The following is a 24,906-nucleotide window of genomic DNA, read 5'->3' as shown; positions in this document are numbered from 1 at the left end:
GCATTCCTCATCATAGGGTATGTATATGACCCGGGAAGGGCGTGCCTATTTTCCCGAACATGTTTGTTTGCTCCTTCGACACCCTTTTGCATTCTTTTTTAAGGTTGTCGGAACATGCGCTTGCCCGGGAAAGAAAAAATCTCTGCCGCCAGTCCAAAGCTGCGAAATACAAAAATCAGGCCTCCGTAAATGGCAAAACGCTCCTCACATTTCTCTCCGTTCTATCGCCAGCAAAAAAGGGGCCTGGTTCTGCTGATTGAGATACTGGTATTGGAGCACCAAAAATTCCAATTGGCTGAGTTGCGAGCAATATAACTGCACCGCTTCCTTTTCAGCGGAGCCAGCCGGATGCCCCCAATAAACCATGACGGTCATAATTCCGCCGGGCTTCAAAAGGGACAGACCCGCTTCGATCGCCCGGATCGTAGTCGCTGCCTGGGTCGTGATCTCTTTGTTTCCCCCTGGCAAATACCCCAGGTTGAACATAATCGCCCCGACCGGCCCCGTCAGCTGCGTCATCTCCTCGTGGCTCGCCAATTTCATCTCGACCCGTTCGAGGACTCCCTCTCGCTCGAGGCGTTCTTTTGTTTTCTCCATGGCTTGGGGTTGGATATCATAAGCGATTACCTTGCCGGTTTCACCCACATGACGAGCAAGGAACAGGGTGTCGTTCCCGTTTCCCATCGTTGCGTCGATCACCGTTTCCCCGGCAGCAACTCTCTCCCGTATTAATGTTCGTGCTACTTCCAAGACATTGGGAAACATCTTGCTTCTCTCCTCTCTTTCTATACCGATAGATCTATCTGCAAACCGATTTTTGCTACATAACAAGTGCCGCTCCGGTACGCTTTCGCTTCTTGCCGCACTTCCTCTTCTGTGTACTCGTGAAACAGATGAGTGATGAGAAGGGAGCCGCAGCGCAGTCTCTCCGCCCATTCCGCCGCCTGCCCAACGCTCAGATGTCCATTTGGGCGTGCAGGCTTGTTTCGCTCCAGATAAGTACCCTCGCAAATAAACAAATCGGCCTGGCTGGCGAACGGTGTCCAATCCGTTCCCGGACCGCTGTCTGCTCCATATACAATCGTTTTTCCCGACGATTCCAATCGGATTGCATGGCAAGGGTCGCCATCTCCATGATCGGTGCGGAGGAATGAGACGCGGATATCCCCGATCGTCAAAGTTGTCGTTTCATCTACCGGGTAAAAACGAGTCGCATCGCGGTACACCAGTTCCGCCGTTTTTTCAGCAGGTTTGCCCGGAGCGTAAATCGGCAGCGGAGACTCTTTGTCCCGCTGGCCAAATAATTGATGGACCATGAGGCCGTACTGCAATACGCCGACATCGGCTACGTGATCATGGTGATAATGGGAAAGGATGAGCGCATCCAGATCGTAAACCGGCAGATGACGGGTAAGCTGAGCTAATACACCACTCCCGCAATCGAGCAGAAGGTTGGTATATGCGGTCTGAATCAGGTAGCCGGGAGTCGCTCCGGCAGGGCCCGGATAAGGGGACTGAAACCCCAGGACAGTAAGGAGCATATTCATCGCTTCCTCTCTCATAGGATGAAGTAAGTGGGACAGGAGGTTTGTCATGCAGCGTTCTTGGAAGGCCGCACTGCAAATTGCCTTTACGTATATCGGTACGGTGGTGGGAGCAGGCTTTGCTTCCGGCAAAGAAATTGTTGAGTTTTTTGTTCAGTATGGCTCTCAGGGGCTGGTAGGCATTCTGCTTGCCACCGGCTTGTTTATCTGGGGCGGAATCCGGGTCATGGTGCTATCCTATCGGATTCAGGCCGATTCTTACCAGGACCTGAGTACCTATTTGTTTGGACGACCCGTCGGTACTATCTTCAACATGCTGCTCTTGACTGTGTTGTTTGGAACAACCTCAGTGATGCTGGCTGCAACTGGAGCTGTCTTCCTGGAGTCTTTCCAATTATCTCCGCAGCTCGGGATTTGGGTAAGCATGATCCTGATTTTTTTGGTGGCACGAAAAGGCTTGTTTGCCATTCATTCCGTCAACAGCTTGTTCGTCCCCCTTTTGATCGGCTTTACCCTGCTCGTATTTCTATATTCCCGGCCTTGGCTGGATGACGAGCCCCTGATCGAAGCCGTCAAGCCTTGGGCCTGGCTGAGCTCCCCTCTCTACTATGTTGCCTTAAATATCTCGCTGACACAAGCTGTGCTCGTTCCAATCGGTCGTCACAGCTTTAGCGAGAGACCGCTGATATGGGGAGGCATACTGGGCGGTTTGGGCATTGGCATTCTTTTGCTGTTGGCCTATGCTTCGATGTCCGTTCGCATGCCGGCGATCGGCCACGCAGAGATGCCCATGATCGCTCTGCTGCAGGGCCTCGGCAAAGGGATTCCGTTTTTCTTCTCGATTTTGGTCTACACGGAAATATTCTCAACGCTCGTCGCGAATGTTTTCGGCCTCTCCGAACAGATCAAGAAGGCAACAGGCCTACGCCGCTATACGATTGTAGCAGGCATCCTGCTGGTCGGATACGCCATCAGCTTCATCGGTTTTGGTCCCTTGCTTCGTCTTCTTTATCCCATGTTTGGACAACTCGTAATCTTGTTCCTCCTGATGCTGTTTATCCAGCAAATCCGCGGGAAACCGACATCGTGACGCATTCTGGAAGAGCACTCCGCAGCCATCAAAAAAACCTCTCCATCACCCGGAGAGGTTTTTCTCATGCTTTTCATCAAAAGGTGCGAATATGCATGCTTACGCGAATTCAGCTACCAGTTTCGCAAAGTCTTCTTCGCTCATGCGAATATCTTGACCAGCCAAGGATTCTTCTTTAAATCCGGTTACCAGCTGCTCGTAAGCTTTTTGTTCTGTGTTTTGGTAGATCAGACCGGTCAACAGGCCTTTGTACTGCATGGAAGTAGCCATCGCTTTGATGCGGTCATGCGGATCATAGCCTTCGATGGTGTCTACCGGCACAATGTTTTCTTTGAACCAGTCATAGGTGTTTACCTTGTTGTAGGTTACACAAGGACTGAATACGTTGATCAGAGAGAAGCCCTCATGCTTGATACCCATTTCGATCAGTTCAGTCAACCCTTTCAGGTCGCTGGAGAAGGATTGGGCTACAAAGGTAGCGCCGACAGACAGAGCCAATTCAACTGGAGAAATGGCAGATTCAATCGAACCAGCCGGAGTCGACTTGGTTACGAAACCGGTCGCGGAACGTGGAGACGTTTGACCTTTTGTCAAACCGTAGATTTGGTTGTCCATTACGATATAGGTGATGTTCATATTGCGGCGGATCGCATGAACAGTGTGGCCCATACCGATCGCGAAACCGTCACCGTCACCGCCGGCAGCGATAACAGTCAGCTCGCGGTTCGCCATTTTCAGACCTTGCGCGATTGGAAGTGCACGACCGTGCACGCCGTGGAAGCCGTAGCAATTGATGTAACCGGAAATACGTCCGGAGCACCCGATACCGGATACGACTGCCAATTGTTCAGGTTCGAGACCTACGTTAGCAGCAGCGCGTTGAATCGATGCCTGTACGGAGAAGTCTCCACAGCCCGGGCACCAGTTTGGCTTTACGTTATTGCGAAACTCTTTCAAAGTCGCCATGTTTAATCAGCCCCTTAACTTCGCTATAGATTTCCTTCGGCAAGAACGGGTTTCCGTCGTATTTCAGCACGGATTGGATCTTTTCAGCGTGTCCGACGTGCTGTTTGAGCAGATTGGTTACTTGCGCTTGTGCGTTATGTTCAACTACGATCACTTGTTTTGCTTTTTCAACATGCGCTTTCAGTTGTTCAGCCGGGAATGGATGAATCAAACGGATTTGTGCATGGTTTACTTTTACGCCTTCGTTTTCGAGACGAGCTTTTGCTTCCTGGATCGTACCGATCGTGGAGTTGATTCCTACGATCAATACATCAGCCTCTTCGTGCTTCGCATCGAATACGACTGGGTTTTTGAAGGTTTTCAGCACGCCTTCCAGTTTGCGCATGCGCTTATCCATTTGAGCGACACGGTTAGCTGCGTTCTCAGATGGACGACCCGTCTGGTCATGCTCAACGCCTGTAACGTGGTGCAAGCCGTATTTTTGTCCCGGAATAACACGCGGGGAAACGCCGTCTTCCGTTACTTCATAACGCTTGAACAGGTCGTTCTGCTCTTTTTCAGGCAGTTCTTGTCCAGCCAGCAGTTTTCCGCGGCGGATCTCAACCTTGCTATAGTCAAATGGGTCAACGGTTTGTTTACCCAAAGAGAGTGTCAGGTCGGTCATGAGAATGACTGGGAGCTGATATTCTTCCGCGATGTTAAACGCTTCCACAGTGTCATAGAAGCACTCTTCAACCGTGCTCGGCGCGATAACGACTTTCGGAATATCGCCGTGAGTACCGTAGATCATTGCGTTTACATCGGATTGTTCTTGCTTGGTAGGCATACCTGTAGATGGGCCGCCGCGTTGTGTATCCACGATCACAACCGGTGTCTCTGTAATACCTGCCAGACCGATTGCTTCCATCATCAGGGACAGACCAGGACCTGCAGAAGCAGTCATCGCGCGAACGCCACCGAAGTTAGCGCCGATAGCCATTGTAATGGCAGCGATTTCGTCCTCAGTCTGAATAACAGTACCGCCAAACTTCGGCAGCTTTTTGATCAGATATTCCATAATTTCGGAAGCCGGAGTAATCGGGTATGCAGGCATGAAACGGCAGCCTGCGGCTACTGCACCGAGGGCAATCGCGTCGTTTCCGATCAAGAACAATTGTTTTTGACCTTCAGCCTTCTCCAGTTGGAATTCAGGGAGTTGTCCACCCGTCAATTCGTTGACAAAGTCAAATCCGCGGCGAATAGCCTCCATGTTCTTTTCGACTACTTTTTCGCCTTTGCGGAGGAACATATCTTCAACAATGTTACGGTAGCTTTCCGCCGGAATGCCGAGGATCGCGCTGGAAGCACCAATGGACACCATGTTTTTCATCAGGGACGTACCCAGTTCGTCTGCAATCTCGGACAAAGGAACGGTAAAGAAGCGAACTTCTTTCAGACCTTCCGGCAGCTTCGGGTTAAATTTCGCGTCCGCAATGATGATACCGCCTTCGCGCAGCTCGTGAGCGTTAAAATCAATGGTCTCCTGGTCGAAAGCAACGAGGATGTCCAGATCGTCGGAGATTGCGCGCATAGGCTTGGTGCTCACACGAATTTTGTTGTTGGTGTGTCCACCCTTAATACGGGAAGAGAAGTGGCGATAGCTGTACAGATGGTAGCCCATCCGATTCATGGCCATCGAGAAGATTTCACCAGTACTCTCGATACCCTCCCCTTGCTGTCCTCCAACTTTCCAGGAAAGTTGACTAATCATTCAGATTCCACCCTTTCAGTGACTGTGAGAAAAAGCTGCCCCACCTTACACGACAGGTTCCGATAAGATGTGACAAAATTGTGCATAGACTGTACCAATTGTAGTCCGAGCCATGCAAAAAAGCAAGTGCTTTTACTCAACTTAACTTTGACCTGAATAAAACGTTGAACTTGGTACATTAATGTTCTCAATGACTATTGTAGCACGTTTCGGAAAACACGCAACCAGTTTTCACGCATAAATTTCTGTACTTCCGCCTCTTTATAACGCTTCTGGAGCGCATTCACCAGATTGTGGTAATCGCCCGCTCTGGCAAGGTCTCCAAAGGTTGTCGTGATGCCGTCAAAATCGGAGCCGAAAGCAACATGGTCGACTCCTCCCAAAGCGCAAACATGATCCAAGTGACGAAGCAGGTCGTCGATCCAGACCGTTCTCTTTTCCGAGGTGACAAAGAAGTCTACAAAGGTCAGGCCCATCACGCCTTTATTGGCAATGAGCGCTTTGATCTGCTCATCGGTCAGGTTGCGCGGATGATCACATATGCTGCGGGTATTGGAATGGGAAGCGATGACCGGATCTTTCGACAGCTCCAGCGTATCCCAGAAACCGGGCTCGGCCACATGCGAGAGATCGATCACCATCCCCAGGCGATTCATTTCCGCAATCACCTTTCTGCCGAACATTGTCAAGCCTCCCGGATTCGGTTCCTGGCAGCCTGACGCCACGGCATTTCCGTGATTCCAGGTCAAGGTCATGCCTCGCAAACCCAGACGGTGCCAAGTTCTCAGTTGAACCAGGCTTTCTTCCAGTGCATGCGCGCCTTCTACAAACAGAATAGCCCCTTTGGTTCCCTTTAATACACATTCCTCCAAATCAGCGTTGCTTAGAATTGGACGGAACTGTTCACTCGCCACGCGCTCATGAAACAGGTCAAGCATCTCCAGCACGGCCTGAAAGCGCCTTCCGAACGGAACATGCTGCGGCACGTAGCAAGCGAGCACTTGTATATCCACATTCCCTTTTTGGAGGTCAGGGAAACCTGCCTGCAGCTCCTCATGCCCCTGGTAAAAATCAAGCTCCGGTCTCTCCCACAGCTTGGACAACACGTCGCAATGGGCATCAAAAATCCCCACAGCCACCCCTCCATATCTATAGAAGCTCTCTGACATGCATCACTCTCAAATCAAACCGTACCATACCTGCCCTGCTTTCGTATACATGAAAAAAACCTGTTCATTCTACGAACAAACAGGCAGTCCAAAGCATGTTCAGTTAGGAATTATCTGGGTTCTACGATCAGCTTGATTGCTGTGCGCTCTTCTCCATCAATCACGATGTCGGTAAAGGCTGGAATGCAAATGAGGTCAACACCACTCGGCGCTACGAACCCTCGTGCGATTGCTACTGCTTTTACAGCTTGATTAAGTGCCCCGGCGCCAATGGCTTGAATCTCAGCCGCCCCGCGTTCGCGAAGCACACCTGCTAGGGCACCAGCAACGGAGTTGGGGTTAGACTTTGCTGAAACTTTTAATACTTCCATCCTTTTGAACCTCCCGTCTGATAGGAATCCTCTCATCATTAGAATGATATTCGCATAACCCCTAAAAATTCCTGCAACTGCACATGAAAGATTCAAAAAATTCAAATCTTATTCTTATTATTCCATAAATGGATGGTCGGCGTCAATTCGGATTCTCTCTAGTTTCTTCGCATTCCCTGTTGCTTTGTCGATGGTTATGAGCACAGCGTTCAGTTGGGCCGGTTCCCCGGCTACCTCGAATCTCGCAGGAAGCTGGGTCATGAACTTTCTGATGACGGCCTCGCGATCCATACCCAAAATACCGTTCATCGGACCGCACATCCCGACGTCACACAAAAAGCCTGTACCCTGCGGGAGAACCCGCTCGTCCGCTGTCTGCACATGGGTATGCGTGCCGACTACCGCGGTAACCCGGCCGTCCAGATACCAAGCTAGCGCTTGTTTCTCTGAGGTTGCCTCCGCATGAAAATCGACAAAGATGTATTTGGTACGCTTTCGCGCCTGCTCTACAAGCTGATCCGCCGTTTGAAACGGACAGTCCAGCGGCGGCAGAAAAGTCCGGCCCTGCAGATTGATGACCGCCAGCTCTCCTTCTGATTGCTTGATATACGTAATCCCGTTGCCCGGAGCTCCCTGCGGGAAATTGGCGGGACGGATCAGGCGAGGCTCACCGTCGATGTAGTCGAATATTTCTTTGTTATCCCAAGTGTGGTTTCCCATTGTAATGGCATGGACGCCTAAGCCAAACAGCTCCTTGGCAATTTTCTCTGTTATCCCTCTTCCGTGAGCAGAGTTCTCTCCGTTTACAACCACAAAAGCGGGTTGGTACTTTCTTTTCATTAATGGAAGATACGTTTTGACGATGTCTCGTCCAGGAGATCCCATGATGTCTCCAATAAACAGCAGTTTCATTTCGCCTTCACCTCAAGTACTAGTATAGCATTTCTTGCTCGCAGAAAAAAAAGCGGCCCTTCTCTTGGCGCCGGCACTTCCGCAACGGCTTTGCACGGTCGTAAACATTTCGGCCATCGAAGCTTTTGACGCGCCGCTGCTGGCTCTTTTGTGATGAAGAAGCATTTTATTCGCTCGAAAAAGGGCAGCAACTATGACTCCGCTCATTCCCCACAGCGACGATAAAAAAAAGTAAAGTGGCATCTGCCACTTTACTTTGCATACTCGACTGCCCTGGTCTCACGAATAACGGTAACCTTGATGTGACCTGGATAGTCAAGTTCATTTTCAATTCGCTTCGTAATCTCACGTGCCAGACGAGTTGCTTCGGCATCGTCGATTTTCTCAGGCTGCACCATGACGCGAATCTCGCGTCCAGCCTGAATGGCGTAAGATTTTTCCACGCCATCGAACGACTCGGAGATCTCCTCCAGCTTTTCCAGACGCTTGATATAGGTTTCCAGCGTTTCGCGGCGCGCACCTGGTCGTGCGGCCGACAGAGCATCCGCGGCTCCAACCAGCATGGCGATAACAGAAGTTGGTTCCGTGTCTCCGTGGTGAGATGCAATACTGTTGATAACCACAGGATGTTCGTTGTACTTCTTGGCCAGCTCGACGCCAATTTCCACGTGGGAACCTTCCACTTCGTGGTCGATTGCTTTTCCGATATCGTGCAAAAGGCCTGCCCGTTTTGCAAGCTTCACGTCCTCTTTCAATTCCGCTGCCATCAAACCGGCGAGATGAGCAACTTCCATCGAGTGCTTCAACACGTTTTGACCATAGCTGGTCCGGTAACGCAGGCGTCCCAAGATCTTGATCAGATCTGGATGGAGGCCGTGAACACCTGTTTCAAAAGTAGCCTGTTCTCCGTACTCACGAATTCTCTCATCCACTTCCCGACGAGCCTTTTCAACCATTTCCTCGATACGAGCCGGATGGATACGTCCGTCAGCAACAAGCTTGTCCAGAGCGGTTTTCGCAATCTCCCGGCGAATCGGGTCAAACCCTGACAAAATAACGGCTTCTGGAGTATCGTCGATGATAAGATCAATCCCGGTAAGTGTCTCCAACGCGCGAATGTTTCGTCCTTCTCGACCGATAATTCGCCCTTTCATTTCATCGTTCGGCAACGTGACGACCGAAACGGTTGTTTCCGCCACATGATCTGCAGCACAACGTTGAATCGACGTTGTGATGATTTCGCGAGCGCGTTTGTCGGCTTCCTCTTTGGCTTGGGTCTCGATCTCTTTGATCATGACGGCCATCTCGTGGCGAACCGTGTGCTCTACCTCAGTCAGAATGATGGTTTTCGCTTCTTCTTGCGTCAAACCGGAGATGCGCTCCAGCTCTGAAACCTGCTCTTTATATAAGTGCTCCACCTTGCTTTGCATGTCCGCAATGGTTCTGTCGCGTTCGGCCAATTCTTCTTCCTTGCGCTCCAGCTGTTCCATTTTGCGATCCAACGCCTCTTCCTTTTGCAGAATGCGGCGTTCCTGGCGCTGGATCTCGTTGCGCCGCTCGCGCAGTTCCGTCTCTGCTTCGGAACGAAGTTTGAATACTTCATCCTTCGCTTCCAGCACCTTTTCCTTCTTGACGGCTTCCGCGTCCCGTTTGGCTTCTTCCACGATCTGTCGTGCCGCTTCCTCAGCGCTGGAGATTTTTGCCTCCGCGATGGATTTGCGTACGAAGTAGCCAATGGCAAGTCCGACAAGCAGCACGGCAACAAGCACAATCATCATAACTATGGAGTTTTCAAAAATGGCACTCATAGGCTTTCTTGTTTCACCTCCTTGTGGTAAGACATCTCCCCGCTTTCCAAGCATTCGTTATTCACGGCGTACTGCTGTTCTATCGCTCTTACGAAAGGCTAAAAAACAGGACCGATTTTACTCGGTCCGCTGAATCCGTACATCCCGTACGGTTCTTCAGTTGTTCACTGGGTACGAGCGATCAAATCAGCGAAAAGGTATGATACAGCTAGTAAATACATATCTATTTTATTATTTGTGAACAAGAATTGTCAAGAACATGCAAATGGAGCCATTCTAGTCCGCACCGTGCTCTCTCAGCTCTCGGCGAATCTCCTGAATGACTGATTGCGAGAATCCCTTCCTGTACAGCATGGCCAGAATTTTTTGCTCGTCGTTTCGATCTAATTCCCCTTCGAAGCGGCGCAGTTTCTTTTGAACCAGTGCACGTGCGGCACCAAGCTCATCGTCTCTGGTGACTGTGCTCATCGCTCCTTCGGCTGTCTCCTTGTCGATCCCCCGCTGTTTCAGCTCCATCCTCAGCATCATCGGACTTCTCGGCTTTAACCGCAGCCGTTCATTTACCCATTGCCTCGCAAAGGCCTGATCATCGATATATCCCATTTGCTTGCATCGATTCACAATAGTTTCCGCCACTTCCAGCGGATACCCTTTCTCTTGCAGGTAGGAGACTACCTGCTGGGAAGTACGCGGTCTGATCCCCAAATAGCGCAGGGCAAGCAAAAATGCTCTGTGCTCTTCCTCAGCCAAAAGGATTTCCCGCACAAACCCATCGTCTACTTCTACGCCTTTGGCAAGCTGATACTTTACCAATATATCTTCGTGGACCGAGAAAACCAGTTCATCACCGATATAAAAATGATAGCGATGCTTATTTTTTATATCGCGGTGAACAGCGGTGATCTTGCCGCTCTTCATCGGCTTCTCCCCTCTCACAAAACAGGAACAGCCTGTCTAGAGCGACAGGCTGCCACATTTTCAGTTTACTCCAGATCGAACATCGGTTCCTCATCTTGCTCAGGATCGACGACCGGTTCGGTTGCCGGGATGGAACCTGGGTTCAGGCTGTAGTATTCACGTACCTTGGCCTCGATTTGGGCTGCGATTGCCGGATTTTCCTTTAAGTAGATCTTGGCATTTTCACGGCCTTGGCCCAAACGCTCATCATTGAAAGAATACCATGCTCCGCTCTTTTGCACCACGTCGATTTCGGCACCGATATCAAGAATGCTTCCTTCCTTGGAAATCCCTTCGCCGTACATAATGTCCACTTCCGCAGTCTTAAACGGCGGCGCTACCTTGTTCTTGACGACCTTCACCTTGGTTTTGGAGCCGATCACGTCATTGCCTACTTTGATCGATTCAGCCTTGCGGACATCCAGGCGAACGCTGGCATAGAACTTCAGAGCTCGTCCACCAGGCGTTGTTTCAGGGTTTCCGAACATAACCCCTACTTTTTCACGCAGCTGGTTAATAAAGATCGCAATCGTCTTGGACTTGTTGATGGCACCGGAGAGCTTGCGCAGAGCTTGCGACATCAGACGGGCCTGCAAACCGACGTGCGAATCGCCCATCTCCCCTTCAATCTCAGCCTTCGGTACGAGTGCCGCAACGGAGTCGACGACAATGATGTCTACCGCGCCTGAACGAACCAGCGCTTCCGCGATTTCCAGAGCCTGCTCGCCAGTATCCGGCTGGGACAGCAGCAGTTCCTCGATGTTGACGCCCAGCTTGGCGGCGTAAACAGGATCGAGTGCGTGCTCCGCATCGATAAATGCTGCCTGTCCTCCCTGACGCTGTACTTCTGCAATCGCATGAAGGGCGACAGTCGTTTTACCGGAAGATTCCGGTCCATAAATTTCAATAATTCGGCCACGCGGGAATCCTCCCACACCGAGAGCAATATCAATGGCTAGAGCGCCAGTGGATACGGTGGAAACTTGAACGTTCGCCATATCCCCCAGCTTCATGATGGAACCCTTACCAAATTGTTTTTCTATTTGACGCAATGCACTTTCTAAAGCGGCGCGGCGGTCTGACAAATACGACACTCCCTTTCCAAATCGTTACTGTTATCTTCTTGTCTTCATCATACATCGAGACAGAAGGGTTTGCCAAGTATTTTTTGCGAACAAATATTCGCATAGAAAAACCACCTGCCCGAAATGCGGGGCTCGGTGGTTTTTTCCAGCCTTGCAGAAGGATCAGGAGCGCTTGCCGCGCGGCTTTGCAGGCTCCAGGTTGATCCGCTTGCCGTTTATCCGCGTCTGGCGCAGCGACTCGTATACAAACGGCGCCACTTCCTCAGGCACCTCGACAAACGTGAAGTTTTCGAAAATGTCGATGCGGCCGACTGCCTTGCCGGGGATGCCGACAGACTCGGAGATTTCGCGAACCAAATCTTGCGGGCGAACATTCGCGTTGCGCCCTACATTCAGGAAGAAACGAACCATGCCTTTTGCTGCGCCGGTTTCACCAAAGTTGTAGGCTTCAGCCTCTTCCGTTTCGCCAATTTCACTGTGGAAGGCAAGATGCAGGGCTGCGGCTGCCACCTTTTCAGGAGGATACTGTTCCGTCAGCGATTCTGCGACCTTCGCGTACATTTCGGCGATCGTATCGTTTTCCAGAAGCGAGATCAGTTGCTCTCTTAGCTGCTCCTGCTTGCGCTCCGCCACTTCCTCCAGGGACGGAACATTGCGGGAGATGATCTGCGCTTTCGTCTGTTTCTGGATAAACATCATTTGTCTCATTTCGCGAGGGGTCACCAGCGTCATGGCGATACCTTTGCGTCCGGCGCGGCCCGTGCGTCCAATCCGGTGGACATAGCTCTCGGAGTCCTGCGGAATGTCGTAGTTGATGACGTGAGAGACATTTCCGACGTCGATCCCGCGGGCAGCTACATCAGTTGCGATCAAGAACTCGATCGAGCCTTCACGGAACGCATTCATTACTTTGTCCCGCTGCGCCTGAGAGAGGTCCCCGTGCAATCCGTCCGCCAAATATCCGCGTGTCTGGAGCACCTCTGTCAGCTCGTCTACGCCTCTTTTCGTCCGGCAGAAAATGATTCCAAGCTCGACGTCTTCGCTGTCCAGAATGCGGCAAAGGCTCTCTACCTTGTTGCGGTCAAAAACCTTGTAGTAGACCTGTTCAATCAGGGGAGCGGTCACTTCCTCGCGGCTCACTGCAATCGTTTCCGGCTGCTTCATGTACCGGCTGGCGAGGCGTTTGATCTCAGGAGGCATGGTTGCGGAGAAGAGCAAGGTTTGTCTCTCTTCCGGGAGGTGGTTGATAATCGTTTCGATGTCATCCACGAAGCCCATGTCGAGCATTTCGTCTGCTTCGTCCAGTACGAGTGTATGTACATTTTCCAGTCTGAGCGTTTTTCGGCGCAGGTGGTCGAGCACGCGTCCCGGAGTCCCCACGACCACTTGCACGCCTTGACGAAGCGCACGGATTTGGTGGCCGATCGATTGTCCTCCGTAGATCGGCAGGGTGCGGATTTTTTTGTACTTGGCAATTCGCATCAGTTCGCCTGCTACCTGAATGGCCAATTCGCGCGTCGGCGTCAATACAATGGCCTGCACTCTGTTGCCTTGCGTCACTTTTTCCACGAGCGGAATCCCGAATGCTGCTGTTTTTCCCGTACCCGTCTGGGCTTGACCGATCAGGTCTCCGCCCTCAAGCACTTTCGGGATGCACGCCGCCTGAATCGGTGACGGCTCCTCGAAGCCCATGTCATAGATGGCTTGCACAATTGATTTATGTAAAGGAAAATCAGAAAAAATCGTCATATACGTTCACCTTTCTTTAGTCGCTGAAGCGCGTAGAATAAAGCAAATTTGGCAGCACGTCCCACGATAGCGTGTCTTCTGCCGGCAAGTCGGAGCTCTTTGACAACAGTCGGCAGTCCATCTATTGCCACTCCAATGTAAACAAGTCCCACGGGTTTGCCCTCTGAAGGGTCCGGACCGGCAACACCGGTTACCGAAATGCCGCAGGTCGCGCGCAGTTTTTGACGCACGTTTTCGGCAAGCAGCCTTGCTGTTTGCTCACTTACCGCTCCGTCAGTGTCGAGTACAGCTTGGGGAACATCGACCAGCTCGCGCTTGGCATCGTTCGTATAGCATACGATTCCCCCGCGCATGACTGTTGAACTGCCGGGAACGGAGGTAACTAGCGAGGCGACTTTGCCGCCTGTGCAGCTCTCGGCGCATGCGATGGTCTTCCCGTTTTGTTTCAACTCTTCTACAAGGACCTCGTGGAGAGAGGTTTCCCCTTTGGCATAGATAAATTCGCCCAAACGTCTGTAAATCTCCCGCTCGACCGGCTCGATCAGCTTCTCTGCTTCGGCCACCGTTTTTGCCCGTGCCGTAATCCGCAGTGTAACCTCAAACTCTTTGGCATAAGGGGCAATCGTCGGATTCTCCTGGCTTTCAATCAGATCGAGCAGCTGTTCTTCCAACGCGGATTCGCCAATCCCGTAAAAACGCAGGACATGGGAGTGAACCACCTGCTGCTCCGGCAGCAAGCCGATCAAATAAGGCATGACGTACCGATCGGCCATCGGGTACAGTTCGCTCGGCGGCCCCGGCAAAAGTACAAATGTACGGCCATTGTGCTCTGCTGCCATCCCCGGCGCCATCCCCGTGTCGTTCGGAAACACCTGCCCGCGGTCAAAAACGAGCGCCTGCTTGCGATTGTTTTCTGTCATGACAATGCCGCGCTGGTGAAAAAACGATTCAATGCGTTCCATCGCCACAGGATCAGTCACAAGTCCGGCGTCAATATGTGCCGCGACCGTTTCCTTGGTCAAATCGTCCTGAGTCGGGCCCAGACCGCCGGTAAAAATAATCAGGTCGGAGCGGACAGAAGCTTGCTTGATGACCTGCATCAGCCGCTCGGTGTTGTCGCCCACAACCGTATGGAAATAGACTCCTACGCCGATCTCCGCCAATTTTTGCGACAAAAACTGCGCATTGGTATTGGCGATCTGCCCCAGTAAAAGCTCTGTTCCAACAGCAATAATCTCCGCTTTCATGCCCCTCATCCATTCTCTTTGAGGATTGAAAAAAGAGTCCAATACCCGTTTTCTTACGAGTATTGGATTACGTTGCGATTCTTGGCGAAGTAGTCATAGCCCGAGTATAGAGTGATCACTACCATGGCCCAGATCGCTACTGTATCAAATGGAATCCCAAAAATAGCAAACGGGAAGTTGCGGATAATCACGGCCGTGATCGCCACGATCTGAATCCACGTTTTTATTTTGCCCAAGGCGCTGGCTGCAATTACCTGTCCCTCTGCCGCTGCGACGAGACGCAAACCGGTAACAGCAAACTCCCGGCTGATGATGATAATCGCAATCCATGCCTCCAGCCTTTGCATTTCCACGAGAGAAATCAAGGCCGCAGAGATCAGCAATTTGTCAGCCAGCGGGTCGAGAAACTTCCCCAAATTGGTAACGATTTTTCTTTTACGGGCGATGTAGCCGTCTAGACCATCCGTACTGGCCGCTAGGATAAAAACCAATGCCGCAATCAGCTCGTTGTAGGTCATCGTCAGGCTGCCGATGGTAAAACTCCCGATATTGTAACGCACCAGCAGAAAAAACATGACTACGGGCACCAGGAAAATCCTGGCAAGGGTGATGCGGTTGGCGAGATTCACCTAGACTACCTCCCCGGCCAAGTCATATTCGTAGGAGTGCGTAATCTTTACTTTCACGATCTTGCCCAGCTCGCCTTTGTAGCCGGAAACAAACACTTCACCGTCAATTTCCGGTGCATCGTACTGGGTGCGACCGACGAAAATGTCATTGCGCCCTTCGTAACGTTCGATCAAAACATCCAGTTCGCGACCGACAAAACGTCCGTTCCGCTCAGCGGCAATCTCCCGCTGGATCTCCATCAGAATGTTTGCTCGCTTTTCCTTTGTTTCTTCATCGACATGGTCAGGAAGCCGTGCTGCTGGTGTATCGTCCTCATTGGAGTAAGTAAACACACCCAACCGATCGAATTTCACGTCCTTTATGAACTCGCAAAGCCGCTCGAAATCCTCTTCGGTCTCACCCGGAAAACCGACGATCAGAGATGTACGGAGAGCCACATCCGGCACCTGAGCCCGGATCTTGGCCACCAGTTCACGTGTATCCCGCTGGCGTCCTGGGCGGCGCATTTTTTTAAGGACATGGTCCTCGGAATGCTGCAGGGGCATATCCACGTATTTACATACTTTCGGGTTGGAGGCGAAAACGTCAATCAGCTCGTCCGTAAAGAAGCCCGGATAAGCGTAGTGAAGCCTCAGCCACTCTATCCCTTCCACCTCTGCCAGGCGGTTCAGCAGCTCGGGAAGCATGTGTTTTCCGTCGTAAATATCGGTTCCGTAATTGGTTGAGTCTTGCGCAATCAGACTGATTTCGACAATGCCCTGTTCGGCCAGATGCCTTGCTTCTTCCACAATGGATTCGATCGTGCGGCTGCGAAATCCTCCGCGCATGATCGGAATGCTGCAAAACGTACAGGCGTTGTCGCAGCCCTCGGCAATTTTCACATAAGCGGAGTAGGTGCCTGCTTTTACTTTCCGCTTGACTACTTCCTCGTACGTAAAAATGGGATTGCCCACATAGACCGGACGTTTTCCTGCAAGTGATTCCTCGATAATGCCGGTGATCGACATGAAGTCGCCCGTACCGACAATTCCGTCCACCTCGGGAATCTCGTTCAGGATATCCTCTTTGTATCGTTGCGTGAGACAGCCTGCCACTACCAGCGATTTCAGCTTTCCGGAGTCTTTCAGCTCGGCCATATCGAGAATCTTGTTGACCGATTCTTCCTTGGCAGCATCAATAAAACCGCAGGTATTGACGATGACGACAGTCGCTTCATCAGGATTGTCGACCAGTTCGTAGCCTTTCTCATCTATCAAATGGGCCATCATATCCGAATCGACCAGATTTTTTTCACAGCCCAATGTTACGATCGCAACTTTTTCTCGTGAGCCTACCTTCTCTGTCATCCTTCATTTCCTCCAATTGGTCACACCAGCCCAGATTACACCTATACAGTATAATATAAGCTACAACGGAGTGTCAAAGTTGAAGAACGCGCAAAAGGCAAGCAAAATGCTTGCCTACTCAGTGACTGGCTGCCCCAAAGTGATGCTTACGTTGGATGGCATGAACTTCAGTTTTGATGTATCCAATGCCGTTCCGTTGACGGTCACTTGCACTGCACCCGGTTTGCCAAGACGTATATACGCTGTTTTTCCCAGCTCGATCTCAACTTCCTGATCCTTGGTCAGCGTACCCTGTTTCGGGAATTTCGTCGTCTTCGCCTCCGCCGCGCCATACCAGCAGTTTTCTCCAACCGCTTTTATTTTTACTTTGATTTTGTCGCCGCCAGTCAGGGTGTACTTGTACAGAGAACCTTGCTGGGATTCAAACGTCAGTACCGACTGCGGCACCTCCTCCGGAACAACCGGTGCTGTCGAACCGTTATCCGGCGTTGTTTCCGGCGTTACAGCAGGCGGATTGGGGGTTTGCGCCTGTGGCACTTGTGGCACTGGTGTCGGATTTCCTGCCTGGCCCGGTCCTACAACCTCTGCCCCTGGATTCAAATTGCCTCCGGGAACCGGCTGCGTCGAAAACCCGTCGCTATTGACAGCAGCTACGTAAATAACCCCGATGATCAGCCCTACAAAGAGCACCAGCAGCGTCTTGGTAACCCACTTGCCTGCTTGAAGCGGATTGCTTGTTGTAGCGACTCGCCGCCGGCGGAGCCGTTCCAATTGTTCCTGTGGAGGTTGGGCTGGCAGGTCCGACTGGAAATGGCTCATGATATGGTTTGGATCTAGCCCAACAGCTTCCGCATAGCTCTTGATGAACGCGCGCGCGTAAAAGTGGCCGGGCAGTACGTGCAAATGGCCCCTTTCAATGGCTTCTAAGTAACGCCGTTGAATTTTTGTGATCCGCTGAATGTCGTCGAGCGTAATTCCTTTTTCTTCGCGGGCCTCTTTTAGTACTTGACCTAGCTCAGACACAGCTTACCCTCCTTCATCTTATGTCATGTCAAAATTGTCGAATCCGCGGTTGTTGATCAGTTCGTATGTAATTTCCTCATCAGGGTGCTGCCGCAGCTCGATAATGTAATGGAACTCTGACAGTTCGTACTCCGACTCCCGCACGAAGACATCGGGATGTTCGATAATTTTGGCTGCCGGAAAGCTCATGACTTCCCGCAGGAGAGAATGATGCTTCTCTGTCGCACGCATGGTGGAAACAATCCCGTCAATCAAATATACATGATCAGCGGACATCTCATCAATGGCAAGCGAGCTGCGGACCGTCTGTCTGAGCAGGGTTGAGGAAAGAAAGGTCCATCGCTTGTTGGCAGAAACACTGGCGGCAATCATCGATTCCGTCTTGCCTACGCGAGGCATTCCCCGGATTCCGATGAGCTGATGTCCTTCCCGCTTCAAAATCTCTGCCATGAAATCGACGAGCAAGCCCAGCTCATCCCGCACGAAACGAAATGTCTTTTTATCTTCGCTGTCACGCTCGATATAACGGCCGTGCCGAACCGCCAACCGGTCGAGCATCGTGGGTGGACGCAACCGCGTTATCGTTATCTTGTCCATCTTTTGGATAACATTGCGCAGAACTTCCATTTTCTCGTCATCATCCGTCGTGAGCAGCATTCCCCTTCGCATATCGTCAACACCGTTGATCGTCACGATGTTGATCCCGAGCATCCCCAAAATGGATGCGACATCTCCCAATAAACCGGGGCGATTTTTTGAAATTTCGTATTCCATGTACCACTCTTTTTGCGCTTCCATGCCCGATCCTCTCCGACACCCAAATTTCTCTTCCTAAGTAGTATAACACGTTCCGAATAATCGACAATGGACGGAAAAGAAAAATCCCCAAAAGACGGGGATTTGTGATTCATTACGACCCTATTTAATTGCCGCGATTTACATTGTTTGGATCTTGGACCAGCTTGACCATCAGAGAAGCGAGCGCCTTCTGCTGCTCTTCGTCGCCGGCGTCCCAGAGCTGCTTCAGCAGGCGTTCCTGATCGTTTTTCGGATCGACCTGCTCAGCCAGGTAGCCCCCGATTTGATAGGCTACATTTTGCAGCGTGTCGCTCTCCATCCCCGCTTGCTTCGCCTGCTCAACCCGCTCGCCGAGAAACGCTTTCCAATCGCGAAAATTGTCAAGAACTGACATGTATTTTCCCTCCTCCTATGCATTGCGGTCCCCTATGCGACCGTTACATTGGTAGAGTTCCAACAAGCAGGGAAAAATATGCACGATTTTCTACGCGTACCAACCGCCGTTCGGACTGATGATCTGCCCGGTCACGTAACCGGCTTCCGCAGAAAGCAAAAACCTTGCGACGGCCGCAACTTCCTCTGGCGTGCCCAGACGTCCGGCCGGAATCTCGCTTGCAAGCATACTCACTTCCTCGGGTGAAAACCGGTTCATCATGCCGCCCTGTATGGCACCGGGGGCAACCGCGTTTACGGTAATGCCGTTTGGCGCGAGCTCCTTGGCCAGCGCCTTCGTAAAGGAGTTGACCGCTCCCTTGCCAAGCGAGTAAAGCACCTCGCAGGACGCTCCCGTCATCCCCCAGATGGAGGAGATGTTGACAATCCGACCAAAGCGCTCGCGAAGCATAGCGGGCAGTGCAGCCTGGGTCACAAAAAATGCGGACCGTACGTTGGTCGCGATCAAGTCATCGAACTGCATGGGCGACACGTCAGCAAAAAGGCCTACGTGATCGACCGATGCATTGTTGACGATGAGCAGCGGTGGGGTGATCATTGCTGCGAACATCCCGGCGATCTGGTCAGTCTGACGCAAATCAGCCTGAAAGGCGTAGGCCGGGACCCCTTTTTCATGGCAAGCCTGAAGGATCGGCTCTACCTTGTGCGGCGACTGATGATAATGCAGGTAAAGCGGGATGCCTCTTTCGGCGAGAGCCAGGCTGATCGCCTGCCCGATCTCGCCGGAGGCTCCCGTAACCAATGCCCATGGCGGCGTACTGTACATAAACCTTCACTACTCCTGTGGCGAAGCGGAACGAACAATCGAGACAGCCATTTGCTCGGGAACAAAATGCTCCTTCATGCGCGCTTCTACGTCTTCGCGGGTGATCGACTCAAGCGTCGGCACCACGGAGAACAGCTCGTTCCCGTTGAACTTGTAGCTGGTAAACTGGTTGGCGATAAACTCAACCGAATTGAGCGAACGGAGGAACAGCCCGATTTTTTTCCGTTTCGCCCGTTCAAAGTCTTCCTGGTTGATTCCAGCCTGCTGCAATTGGCGAATTCCCTCTTTGATCTGTGCCGCGAGCTTGTCGGGATCAGGCGTATCTCCTCCCATAATGGAGTAGCCGTACTCCTTTTCTCCGCTGTAGTCGAAATCAAAGCTCTCCGTAATCAGCCCCTCGTTGTACCATTTTTGGTAGAGCGAAGAACTGGTGCCGAACGCGATGTCCAATACCAGTTTAGTGGTCAGGTCGCGCTTTAACAAGGCCTCTCCCGTCAGACCGTCTGCTTTTTCCTTATAGCCGATCAGGCATTTGGGCAAGCCTACCGGCAACTGAAATTCTATGCGCTCTTTGGCGACCGCAGACGGCTCCTGCGGAAACAAGCGCTCGATGACCGGCGTTGGCGGAAATTCTTTCGCTGCCTGGTTGTCGCGCACCCATTTCATCACGGTTTCCGGATCAAAGGAACCGACTACCAGCAGCACCATGTTCGCAGGATGGTAGAACGTTTCATAGCATTGATACAACGTATCCTTGGTGATATGGGAAATGGATTCGATAGTCCCGGCAATTTCAATGTTGATCGGGAACTTCTGGTACATGGCTTTCAACAGGTTCATGTACACTTTCCAATCCGGATTGTCGTCGTACATCGTAATTTCCTGACCGATGATGCCCTTTTCTTTTTCTACGCTGGCCTCGGTAAAATACGGCTCTTGCACGTAATCAAGCAGCAGATTGAGATTGCGGTCAAGGTTTTCCGTGCAAGAAAACAGGTACGCGGTCCGGTTGAAGCTGGTAAATGCGTTGCACGAGGCACCATTTCTACTGAACTCATGCATGACATCCATGTCTTTCTTCTCAAACATCTTGTGCTCCAGAAAGTGGGCAATCCCGTCTGGAACATGCACTTCTTCGCCGTTTTTCAAGCGAAAGTGACTGTCAATCGAGCCGTAACGAGTCGTAAATACAGCGTAGGTCTTGCTGAATCCCTGCTTGGGCACCAGATAGACAGCCAGTCCGTTTGGTAGCTTTTCCTCGTAGACAGTCTCATTCAGCTGTTCAAATACGGTCGTCTGCATATCAGGCATCTCCCTTCTTGTCCCGCAGCAAGTATATCGTGTCAATGGCCACCTGTGCCGCTACCCGCTTCAAATCCTCGACGGTGATCCCGTTGATCTGGGCGAGCAACTCCTCCAGATGCCGCTTGCGTCCGCTAATCACGCCGTTATAGGCAAAGTCGATCATCATCCGGGCACTGTCCAGAAGCTCGCGAAATTGGTTGGAGAGTGTCGCCTTCGTCTGCTCAAGCTCCTCCTGACCGACATTTCCCTGCTTCATGCTCTCCAGTTGTTCCTTGATAATCGTGACAGCCCGGTCGAAGTTTTTCACATCGATCCCGGACATCATCATCATGATACCCTTGTGGCTCTCCAGTCTGGAGACCGCGTAATAAGCGAGGCTCGCCTTTTCGCGCACATTGACAAACAGCTTGGAGTGCGGGAAGCCGCCCAATACGCCGTTGTACACAAGCAGCGCCGGGTAGTCTTCATCCGCATAGCTGATCTGGGTACGGCAGCCAATGTTCAGCTTGGCCTGATTTACTTCCAGCCTGTCGATCACGACACGCTCTTCGGCAACCTGTTTTTTTGCTTTGGTCGGCCCGATTTGCTTGACATCCTTGCGGTCAAGCTGAACGAATTTGCCGATTGCCGCCTCAACCTCTTTTTGCTCCACGTCTCCGACTACAAAAATGTCGATCGGACTGTGGCTCATCAGCTCTTGAAAATGGGCGTACAAGCTTTCGCCGCTGATGCCGGCAAGATCCTTCGTCCGCCCTTGGGCCAGGAGAGCAAACGGCTCGCCTTGGCACATCTCTTCCGTCACGCGCTGGTTGGCGTATTTCATCTTGTCGTCGATCAGGCTTTCGATCCGCTTGCGCAGCGTCTCTTTTTCCTGTGCAACGTATTTTTCCGCGAATGCATTCCCTTCCAGATAGGGACGGCTCAGCACGTCGCCCACAAAGCGGATCGCGCTTTCCAAAAGAGCGTTTTCCTGGGACAGGTACTTCTCGTTTAGGACCTCCATGTAGATCTGGAGGATTTGCCGCTCGCCTTTTTTCACAACGTCCACATCAAAGATCGCTCCGTAAAGAAAATCCAGATGCTCACGAAGCTGCTTGGTCTCCGGAAATCGGGCTGTTGCCCGCTTCATCACCATCGCCAGCAGAGCCGTCTTCGTGACGGTTTCCTCTGAAAGCTCTTGTTCGATCATGGTCACGATTGTCGTTGTCTTAAATTTGGCTGTAGGCATGATATGTACGTTTATACCGTTCAAAGCGGTGGTATGAAATGAAATTTCCTTTACGCTTTCGCTCATGGCCAAACTCCCTTCTCCGTCGACTTACTCCCCTCTATTGTAACCAATTGGAAGGGGGTTCAGCAAAGATCACTCCCTGAAAATAACCCACCCGGCAATAGCAGGAGCTACGGCCGGGCGGTTTGCCCTGCAAAAAGCGGCATTTACACAATCCGCCTTTTGCTGCTTTTCTTACATTATGCGCCGAGATAGGTGCGTACGACTTTTTCGTCATGCAAAAGCTCGTCGGCAGCTCCGCTCATTTCCACCTGGCCGGAGGAGAGGACATAGGCCCGGTCTGAAATGGCCAAGGCAGCGGCAGCCAGCTGTTCTACCAAAAGGATCGTTTTGCCTTCGCTGCGAAGCTGTGTCACCGTATCCAAAATGAGCTTCACGTATAAGGGCGACAGCCCCATTGACGGTTCATCCAGGACGAGCAGCTCGGGATCCGACATCAGCGCACGGGACAGCGCCAGCATTTGCTGCTCTCCCCCGGACAAGGTCCCGGCCATTTGCTTCGCGCGTTCCTTCAGTCTTGGAAAACGGGTGTATTCCCGCTCCAGCCACTCGCGAACCTGACGTGGCTGCTGTTTGATCTTTGTGTACGCCCCCAGAATGAGATTATCCTCCACCGTCTGGTCTCCGAATACTTGCCTCCCCTGCGGTACATGGCCGATGCCGAGACGCATGATCTCATGAGCAGGCATGCCGGATATCCGCTTTCCTTGGAAATGAATCTCCCCTTCTCGCAGTTTTACCAGTCCCGTAATCGCTTTTAACAGCGTTGTCTTGCCCGCGCCGTTGCGCCCGATCAGAGCGACGACCTCCCCTTTCGCGACCTGGAGATTGACCCCACGCAGTGCTTCGGCCATCCCGTAATGAACCCGAACGTTATTAACCGACAACAAGCTTCGTCACCTCCTCCCCGCCCAGATAGGCTTCGATGACTTGTGGATGGTTCTTGATGAAAGCGGGATCGCCCTCTGCAATCTTTTTCCCAAAGTCCAGCACGGTGATCGTATCGCAGACGTTCATGACGATTTCCATATGGTGCTCCACCAGCAAAATGGCAATCCCCGAGTCCTTCACTTTGCGGATGACCCGAACGATATTGTCCACCTCATACAGACTGGCTCCTGCCGCAGGTTCATCGAGGATCAAAAGATCGGGCTTGGTGGCGAGTGCACGGGCGATTTCGACCAAGCGCTGCTGACCGTAGGAGAGCGCTGCCGCCTGCTCGCCCGCTTTTTCGGCCAGGCCGACAAATTGAAGCAGACGCATCGCTTCCGCCCGGAAATGGCTTTCTTCTCTCAAAAAGCCGGGCGTATGCAGGATATTGGCGGCAAAGCCCTTCCGGTAGTGGAGATGGAAGCCGAGCATCACGTTTTCCAGTACGGTCAATTCGTGGAAAAGCTGCAGATTTTGAAACGTTCGGGTAATCCCGGCGGCAGCCATCCGATGAGGCGGAAAGCTGGTTACGTCCACACCCTTCCACGACAGCTTCCCTTTGGTTGGGACATAGACGCCGGAGAGCATGTTGACAGTCGTACTTTTGCCCGACCCGTTCGGCCCGATCAGCCCTCTTACCTCCGAGCCTTTTATCTGCAGATCGATGGCATCCACCGCCCGAAATCCGTCAAACTCCATGACCGCTGCCTGTACGTTTAAATCGGCTCCGTCCCGGCTGCCCATCTGGCTCGGCCCATCCGAATCAGGAGCAGGTAGCGAAGGTGTGCCGGAATATTGGTTCCTTTGTTTGAAGATGCGCTGGATCCCCCCGACGATCCCCTCAGGCAGGGCGATCAGACTAAGCAGCAGAATTCCGCCGAATATCAGCAGGTGGTAATTGTACAAGCTTTGCACCCATTGCGGCAGGAGGAAAATGACAATCGTCCCGACCAGCGGTCCCAGTCTCGTACCGGCACCGCCGACAATGACGCCGACAAGAAACAGAATCGATTTGTCGAAGGTGAAGGTATCGCTGTTGAAATACGCATTTTGAAACGCAAACAGCGCTCCTCCGAGACCGGCCGTGCAGGCGCTGATTGCAAACGCCAGCACCTTCCAGTTGCGGACGTGTACGCCTGCTGTGGCCGCAGCTACTTCACTGTTCCCCATCGCCCGGAATGTTCTGCCATATCGAGAGGTAAAGAGATTGTCGATCAAAACGGTGACGACAAGCGCTATGACAGCAATGAACCAGTAGTAAGACACCGTTCCAAGACCAAGTCCAAACAGCTTTGCTTCCGGCAAATACAAGCCTGCCGGTCCACCCGTCACTTCTACCCAGCGATTGGCTACAATCTCCACGAGCAAACCAAAGGCGATCGTCACCATTGCAAGATACGGCCCTTTGGCCCGGAGCGACAGCATTGCCACGAGTCCGCCCGCTCCGGCACAAATCAGGACCCCTAGCAGCAAGCTGAGAAGAAACGGCACCCCGGCTACAGTGCAAAGGCCGGTGACATAGGCGCCTATGGCATAAAATCCGGCATGCCCCAATGAAAGCTGGCCAGACAAGCCGACAAGCAGATTGAGTCCGGCTACGACAATATAGGTGTAGAGGAAGCCTTGGGCCATATGCACGTAATACGAGCTGGGAAACAGCCAGGGAAAGAAGTACAAGGCAAGCGCTATCAAGAGATAAAGGAGCCACTTTTTCAT

23 protein-coding genes are annotated in these 24,906 nt (G+C 52.0%); 1 reads left to right on the top strand and 22 read right to left on the bottom strand.

Features of this window, described 5'->3' with window-relative positions; all coding sequences use genetic code 11:
• Window positions 1–204: 204 nt before the first annotated feature.
• Complete coding sequence (gene mnmM, locus EDM54_RS01940) at window positions 205–765, bottom strand: tRNA 5-(aminomethyl)-2-thiouridylate-methyltransferase MnmM (RefSeq protein ID WP_122957671.1); 561 nt, start codon at window positions 763–765, stop codon at window positions 205–207.
• Between the two features lie 20 nt (window positions 766–785).
• Window positions 786–1,541 carry an MBL fold metallo-hydrolase gene (locus tag EDM54_RS01935; protein ID WP_122957670.1) on the bottom strand — a complete coding sequence of 252 codons (756 nt, stop codon included), beginning with the start codon at window positions 1,539–1,541 and terminating at the stop codon, window positions 786–788.
• Between the two features lie 52 nt (window positions 1,542–1,593).
• On the opposite strand from EDM54_RS01935, the gene EDM54_RS01930 reads away from it, so the two are divergent.
• Window positions 1,594–2,634 carry a YkvI family membrane protein gene (locus EDM54_RS01930; RefSeq protein ID WP_003385769.1) on the top strand — a complete coding sequence of 347 codons (1,041 nt, stop codon included), beginning with the start codon at window positions 1,594–1,596 and terminating at the stop codon, window positions 2,632–2,634.
• A 99-nt stretch (window positions 2,635–2,733) separates the two neighbouring features.
• Here EDM54_RS01930 and EDM54_RS01925 read toward each other — a convergent pair whose 3' ends face one another.
• The 20 genes from EDM54_RS01925 to EDM54_RS01830 form a co-directional block, all read right to left on the bottom strand.
• On the bottom strand, window positions 2,734–3,600 hold the full coding sequence (locus EDM54_RS01925; protein WP_003385771.1) for a 2-oxoacid:ferredoxin oxidoreductase subunit beta: 867 nt from the start codon (window positions 3,598–3,600) through the stop codon (window positions 2,734–2,736).
• A complete protein-coding gene (locus EDM54_RS01920) occupies window positions 3,572–5,350 on the bottom strand; it encodes a 2-oxoacid:acceptor oxidoreductase subunit alpha (RefSeq protein ID WP_003385773.1) in 1,779 nt (592 codons plus the stop codon). The genes EDM54_RS01925 and EDM54_RS01920 overlap by 29 nt, the downstream gene beginning before the upstream one ends.
• A gap of 194 nt (window positions 5,351–5,544) precedes the next feature.
• Window positions 5,545–6,483: a dipeptidase gene (locus tag EDM54_RS01915; protein WP_003385774.1), complete on the bottom strand. Its 939-nt coding sequence runs from the start codon at window positions 6,481–6,483 to the stop codon at window positions 5,545–5,547.
• A gap of 146 nt (window positions 6,484–6,629) precedes the next feature.
• Complete coding sequence (gene spoVS / locus EDM54_RS01910; RefSeq protein ID WP_003385776.1) at window positions 6,630–6,890, bottom strand: stage V sporulation protein SpoVS; 261 nt, start codon at window positions 6,888–6,890, stop codon at window positions 6,630–6,632.
• A gap of 117 nt (window positions 6,891–7,007) precedes the next feature.
• Complete coding sequence (locus tag EDM54_RS01905; RefSeq protein ID WP_122957669.1) at window positions 7,008–7,802, bottom strand: TIGR00282 family metallophosphoesterase; 795 nt, start codon at window positions 7,800–7,802, stop codon at window positions 7,008–7,010.
• A 251-nt stretch (window positions 7,803–8,053) separates the two neighbouring features.
• Complete coding sequence (gene rny / locus EDM54_RS01900) at window positions 8,054–9,580, bottom strand: ribonuclease Y (protein ID WP_003385780.1); 1,527 nt, start codon at window positions 9,578–9,580, stop codon at window positions 8,054–8,056.
• Window positions 9,581–9,886: 306 nt separating this feature from the next.
• A complete protein-coding gene (locus EDM54_RS01895) occupies window positions 9,887–10,528 on the bottom strand; it encodes a regulatory protein RecX (protein ID WP_003385781.1) in 642 nt (213 codons plus the stop codon).
• A gap of 65 nt (window positions 10,529–10,593) precedes the next feature.
• Window positions 10,594–11,652: a recombinase RecA gene (recA, locus tag EDM54_RS01890; RefSeq protein WP_003385782.1), complete on the bottom strand. Its 1,059-nt coding sequence runs from the start codon at window positions 11,650–11,652 to the stop codon at window positions 10,594–10,596.
• A gap of 162 nt (window positions 11,653–11,814) precedes the next feature.
• On the bottom strand, window positions 11,815–13,401 hold the full coding sequence (locus tag EDM54_RS01885) for a DEAD/DEAH box helicase (protein ID WP_003385783.1): 1,587 nt from the start codon (window positions 13,399–13,401) through the stop codon (window positions 11,815–11,817).
• On the bottom strand, window positions 13,398–14,648 hold the full coding sequence (locus EDM54_RS01880; RefSeq protein ID WP_122957668.1) for a competence/damage-inducible protein A: 1,251 nt from the start codon (window positions 14,646–14,648) through the stop codon (window positions 13,398–13,400). Before EDM54_RS01880 ends, EDM54_RS01885 begins: the two co-directional genes overlap by 4 nt.
• Before the next feature lie 53 nt (window positions 14,649–14,701).
• A complete protein-coding gene (gene pgsA / locus EDM54_RS01875; RefSeq protein WP_003385785.1) occupies window positions 14,702–15,277 on the bottom strand; it encodes a CDP-diacylglycerol--glycerol-3-phosphate 3-phosphatidyltransferase in 576 nt (191 codons plus the stop codon).
• Window positions 15,278–16,624: a 30S ribosomal protein S12 methylthiotransferase RimO gene (gene rimO / locus EDM54_RS01870; RefSeq protein ID WP_003385786.1), complete on the bottom strand. Its 1,347-nt coding sequence runs from the start codon at window positions 16,622–16,624 to the stop codon at window positions 15,278–15,280. It lies immediately after the preceding gene.
• 114 nt (window positions 16,625–16,738) lie between these two features.
• On the bottom strand, window positions 16,739–17,647 hold the full coding sequence (locus tag EDM54_RS01865; RefSeq protein ID WP_003385787.1) for a RodZ domain-containing protein: 909 nt from the start codon (window positions 17,645–17,647) through the stop codon (window positions 16,739–16,741).
• 18 nt (window positions 17,648–17,665) lie between these two features.
• On the bottom strand, window positions 17,666–18,445 hold the full coding sequence (locus EDM54_RS01860) for a YmfK family protein (protein WP_003385788.1): 780 nt from the start codon (window positions 18,443–18,445) through the stop codon (window positions 17,666–17,668).
• Window positions 18,446–18,569: 124 nt separating this feature from the next.
• Window positions 18,570–18,839 (bottom strand): DUF3243 domain-containing protein, encoded by a 270-nt coding sequence (locus tag EDM54_RS01855; RefSeq protein ID WP_003385789.1) that lies wholly within the window; start codon window positions 18,837–18,839, stop codon window positions 18,570–18,572.
• Between the two features lie 90 nt (window positions 18,840–18,929).
• Entirely contained in the window at window positions 18,930–19,664 is a 735-nt protein-coding gene (gene ymfI, locus EDM54_RS01850; protein ID WP_024983819.1) for an elongation factor P 5-aminopentanone reductase, read from the bottom strand.
• A gap of 9 nt (window positions 19,665–19,673) precedes the next feature.
• On the bottom strand, window positions 19,674–20,966 hold the full coding sequence (yfmH, locus tag EDM54_RS01845; RefSeq protein ID WP_031932893.1) for an EF-P 5-aminopentanol modification-associated protein YfmH: 1,293 nt from the start codon (window positions 20,964–20,966) through the stop codon (window positions 19,674–19,676).
• Window position 20,967: 1 nt separating this feature from the next.
• Window positions 20,968–22,263, bottom strand: a complete 1,296-nt coding sequence (gene yfmF / locus EDM54_RS01840; protein ID WP_122957667.1) for an EF-P 5-aminopentanol modification-associated protein YfmF — start codon at window positions 22,261–22,263, stop codon at window positions 20,968–20,970.
• 176 nt (window positions 22,264–22,439) lie between these two features.
• Window positions 22,440–23,150: an ABC transporter ATP-binding protein gene (locus EDM54_RS01835; RefSeq protein ID WP_003385795.1), complete on the bottom strand. Its 711-nt coding sequence runs from the start codon at window positions 23,148–23,150 to the stop codon at window positions 22,440–22,442.
• Window positions 23,137–24,906 carry a branched-chain amino acid ABC transporter ATP-binding protein/permease gene (locus EDM54_RS01830; protein WP_003385796.1) on the bottom strand — a complete coding sequence of 590 codons (1,770 nt, stop codon included), beginning with the start codon at window positions 24,904–24,906 and terminating at the stop codon, window positions 23,137–23,139. Before EDM54_RS01830 ends, EDM54_RS01835 begins: the two co-directional genes overlap by 14 nt.

This window comes from Brevibacillus borstelensis (assembly GCF_003710865.1).
GTDB classification, from domain to species: Bacteria; Bacillota; Bacilli; order Brevibacillales; family Brevibacillaceae; genus Brevibacillus; species Brevibacillus borstelensis.
The sequence above is the reverse complement of the archived record's forward strand: the minus strand, read 5'-3'. Positions and strand labels throughout refer to the sequence as shown.

Excerpts from the sequence above, each read along its gene's own strand:
- EDM54_RS01925 (WP_003385771.1), bottom strand. The coding sequence starts at position 3,600 with ATGGCGACTTTGAAAGAGTTTCGCAATAACGTAAAGCCAAACTGGTGC.
- EDM54_RS01905 (WP_122957669.1), bottom strand. The coding sequence starts at position 7,802 with ATGAAACTGCTGTTTATTGGAGACATCATGGGATCTCCTGGACGAGAC.
- EDM54_RS01860 (WP_003385788.1), bottom strand. The coding sequence starts at position 18,445 with ATGGAAGCGCAAAAAGAGTGGTACATGGAATACGAAATTTCAAAAAAT.
- yfmF (WP_122957667.1), bottom strand. The coding sequence starts at position 22,263 with ATGAGCGAAAGCGTAAAGGAAATTTCATTTCATACCACCGCTTTGAAC.
- EDM54_RS01885 (WP_003385783.1), bottom strand. The coding sequence starts at position 13,401 with ATGACGATTTTTTCTGATTTTCCTTTACATAAATCAATTGTGCAAGCC.
- rny (WP_003385780.1), bottom strand. The coding sequence starts at position 9,580 with ATGATGATTGTGCTTGTTGCCGTGCTGCTTGTCGGACTTGCCATTGGC.
- rimO (WP_003385786.1), bottom strand. The coding sequence starts at position 16,624 with ATGACAGAGAAGGTAGGCTCACGAGAAAAAGTTGCGATCGTAACATTG.
- ymfI (WP_024983819.1), bottom strand. The coding sequence starts at position 19,664 with ATGTACAGTACGCCGCCATGGGCATTGGTTACGGGAGCCTCCGGCGAG.
- EDM54_RS01880 (WP_122957668.1), bottom strand. The coding sequence starts at position 14,648 with ATGAAAGCGGAGATTATTGCTGTTGGAACAGAGCTTTTACTGGGGCAG.
- EDM54_RS01920 (WP_003385773.1), bottom strand. The coding sequence starts at position 5,350 with ATGATTAGTCAACTTTCCTGGAAAGTTGGAGGACAGCAAGGGGAGGGT.
- EDM54_RS01935 (WP_122957670.1), bottom strand. The coding sequence starts at position 1,541 with ATGCTCCTTACTGTCCTGGGGTTTCAGTCCCCTTATCCGGGCCCTGCC.
- EDM54_RS01855 (WP_003385789.1), bottom strand. The coding sequence starts at position 18,839 with ATGTCAGTTCTTGACAATTTTCGCGATTGGAAAGCGTTTCTCGGCGAG.
- mnmM (WP_122957671.1), bottom strand. The coding sequence starts at position 765 with ATGTTTCCCAATGTCTTGGAAGTAGCACGAACATTAATACGGGAGAGA.
- yfmH (WP_031932893.1), bottom strand. The coding sequence starts at position 20,966 with ATGCAGACGACCGTATTTGAACAGCTGAATGAGACTGTCTACGAGGAA.
- EDM54_RS01830 (WP_003385796.1), bottom strand. The coding sequence starts at position 24,906 with ATGAAAAAGTGGCTCCTTTATCTCTTGATAGCGCTTGCCTTGTACTTC.
- EDM54_RS01895 (WP_003385781.1), bottom strand. The coding sequence starts at position 10,528 with ATGAAGAGCGGCAAGATCACCGCTGTTCACCGCGATATAAAAAATAAG.
- EDM54_RS01930 (WP_003385769.1), top strand. The coding sequence starts at position 1,594 with ATGCAGCGTTCTTGGAAGGCCGCACTGCAAATTGCCTTTACGTATATC.
- spoVS (WP_003385776.1), bottom strand. The coding sequence starts at position 6,890 with ATGGAAGTATTAAAAGTTTCAGCAAAGTCTAACCCCAACTCCGTTGCT.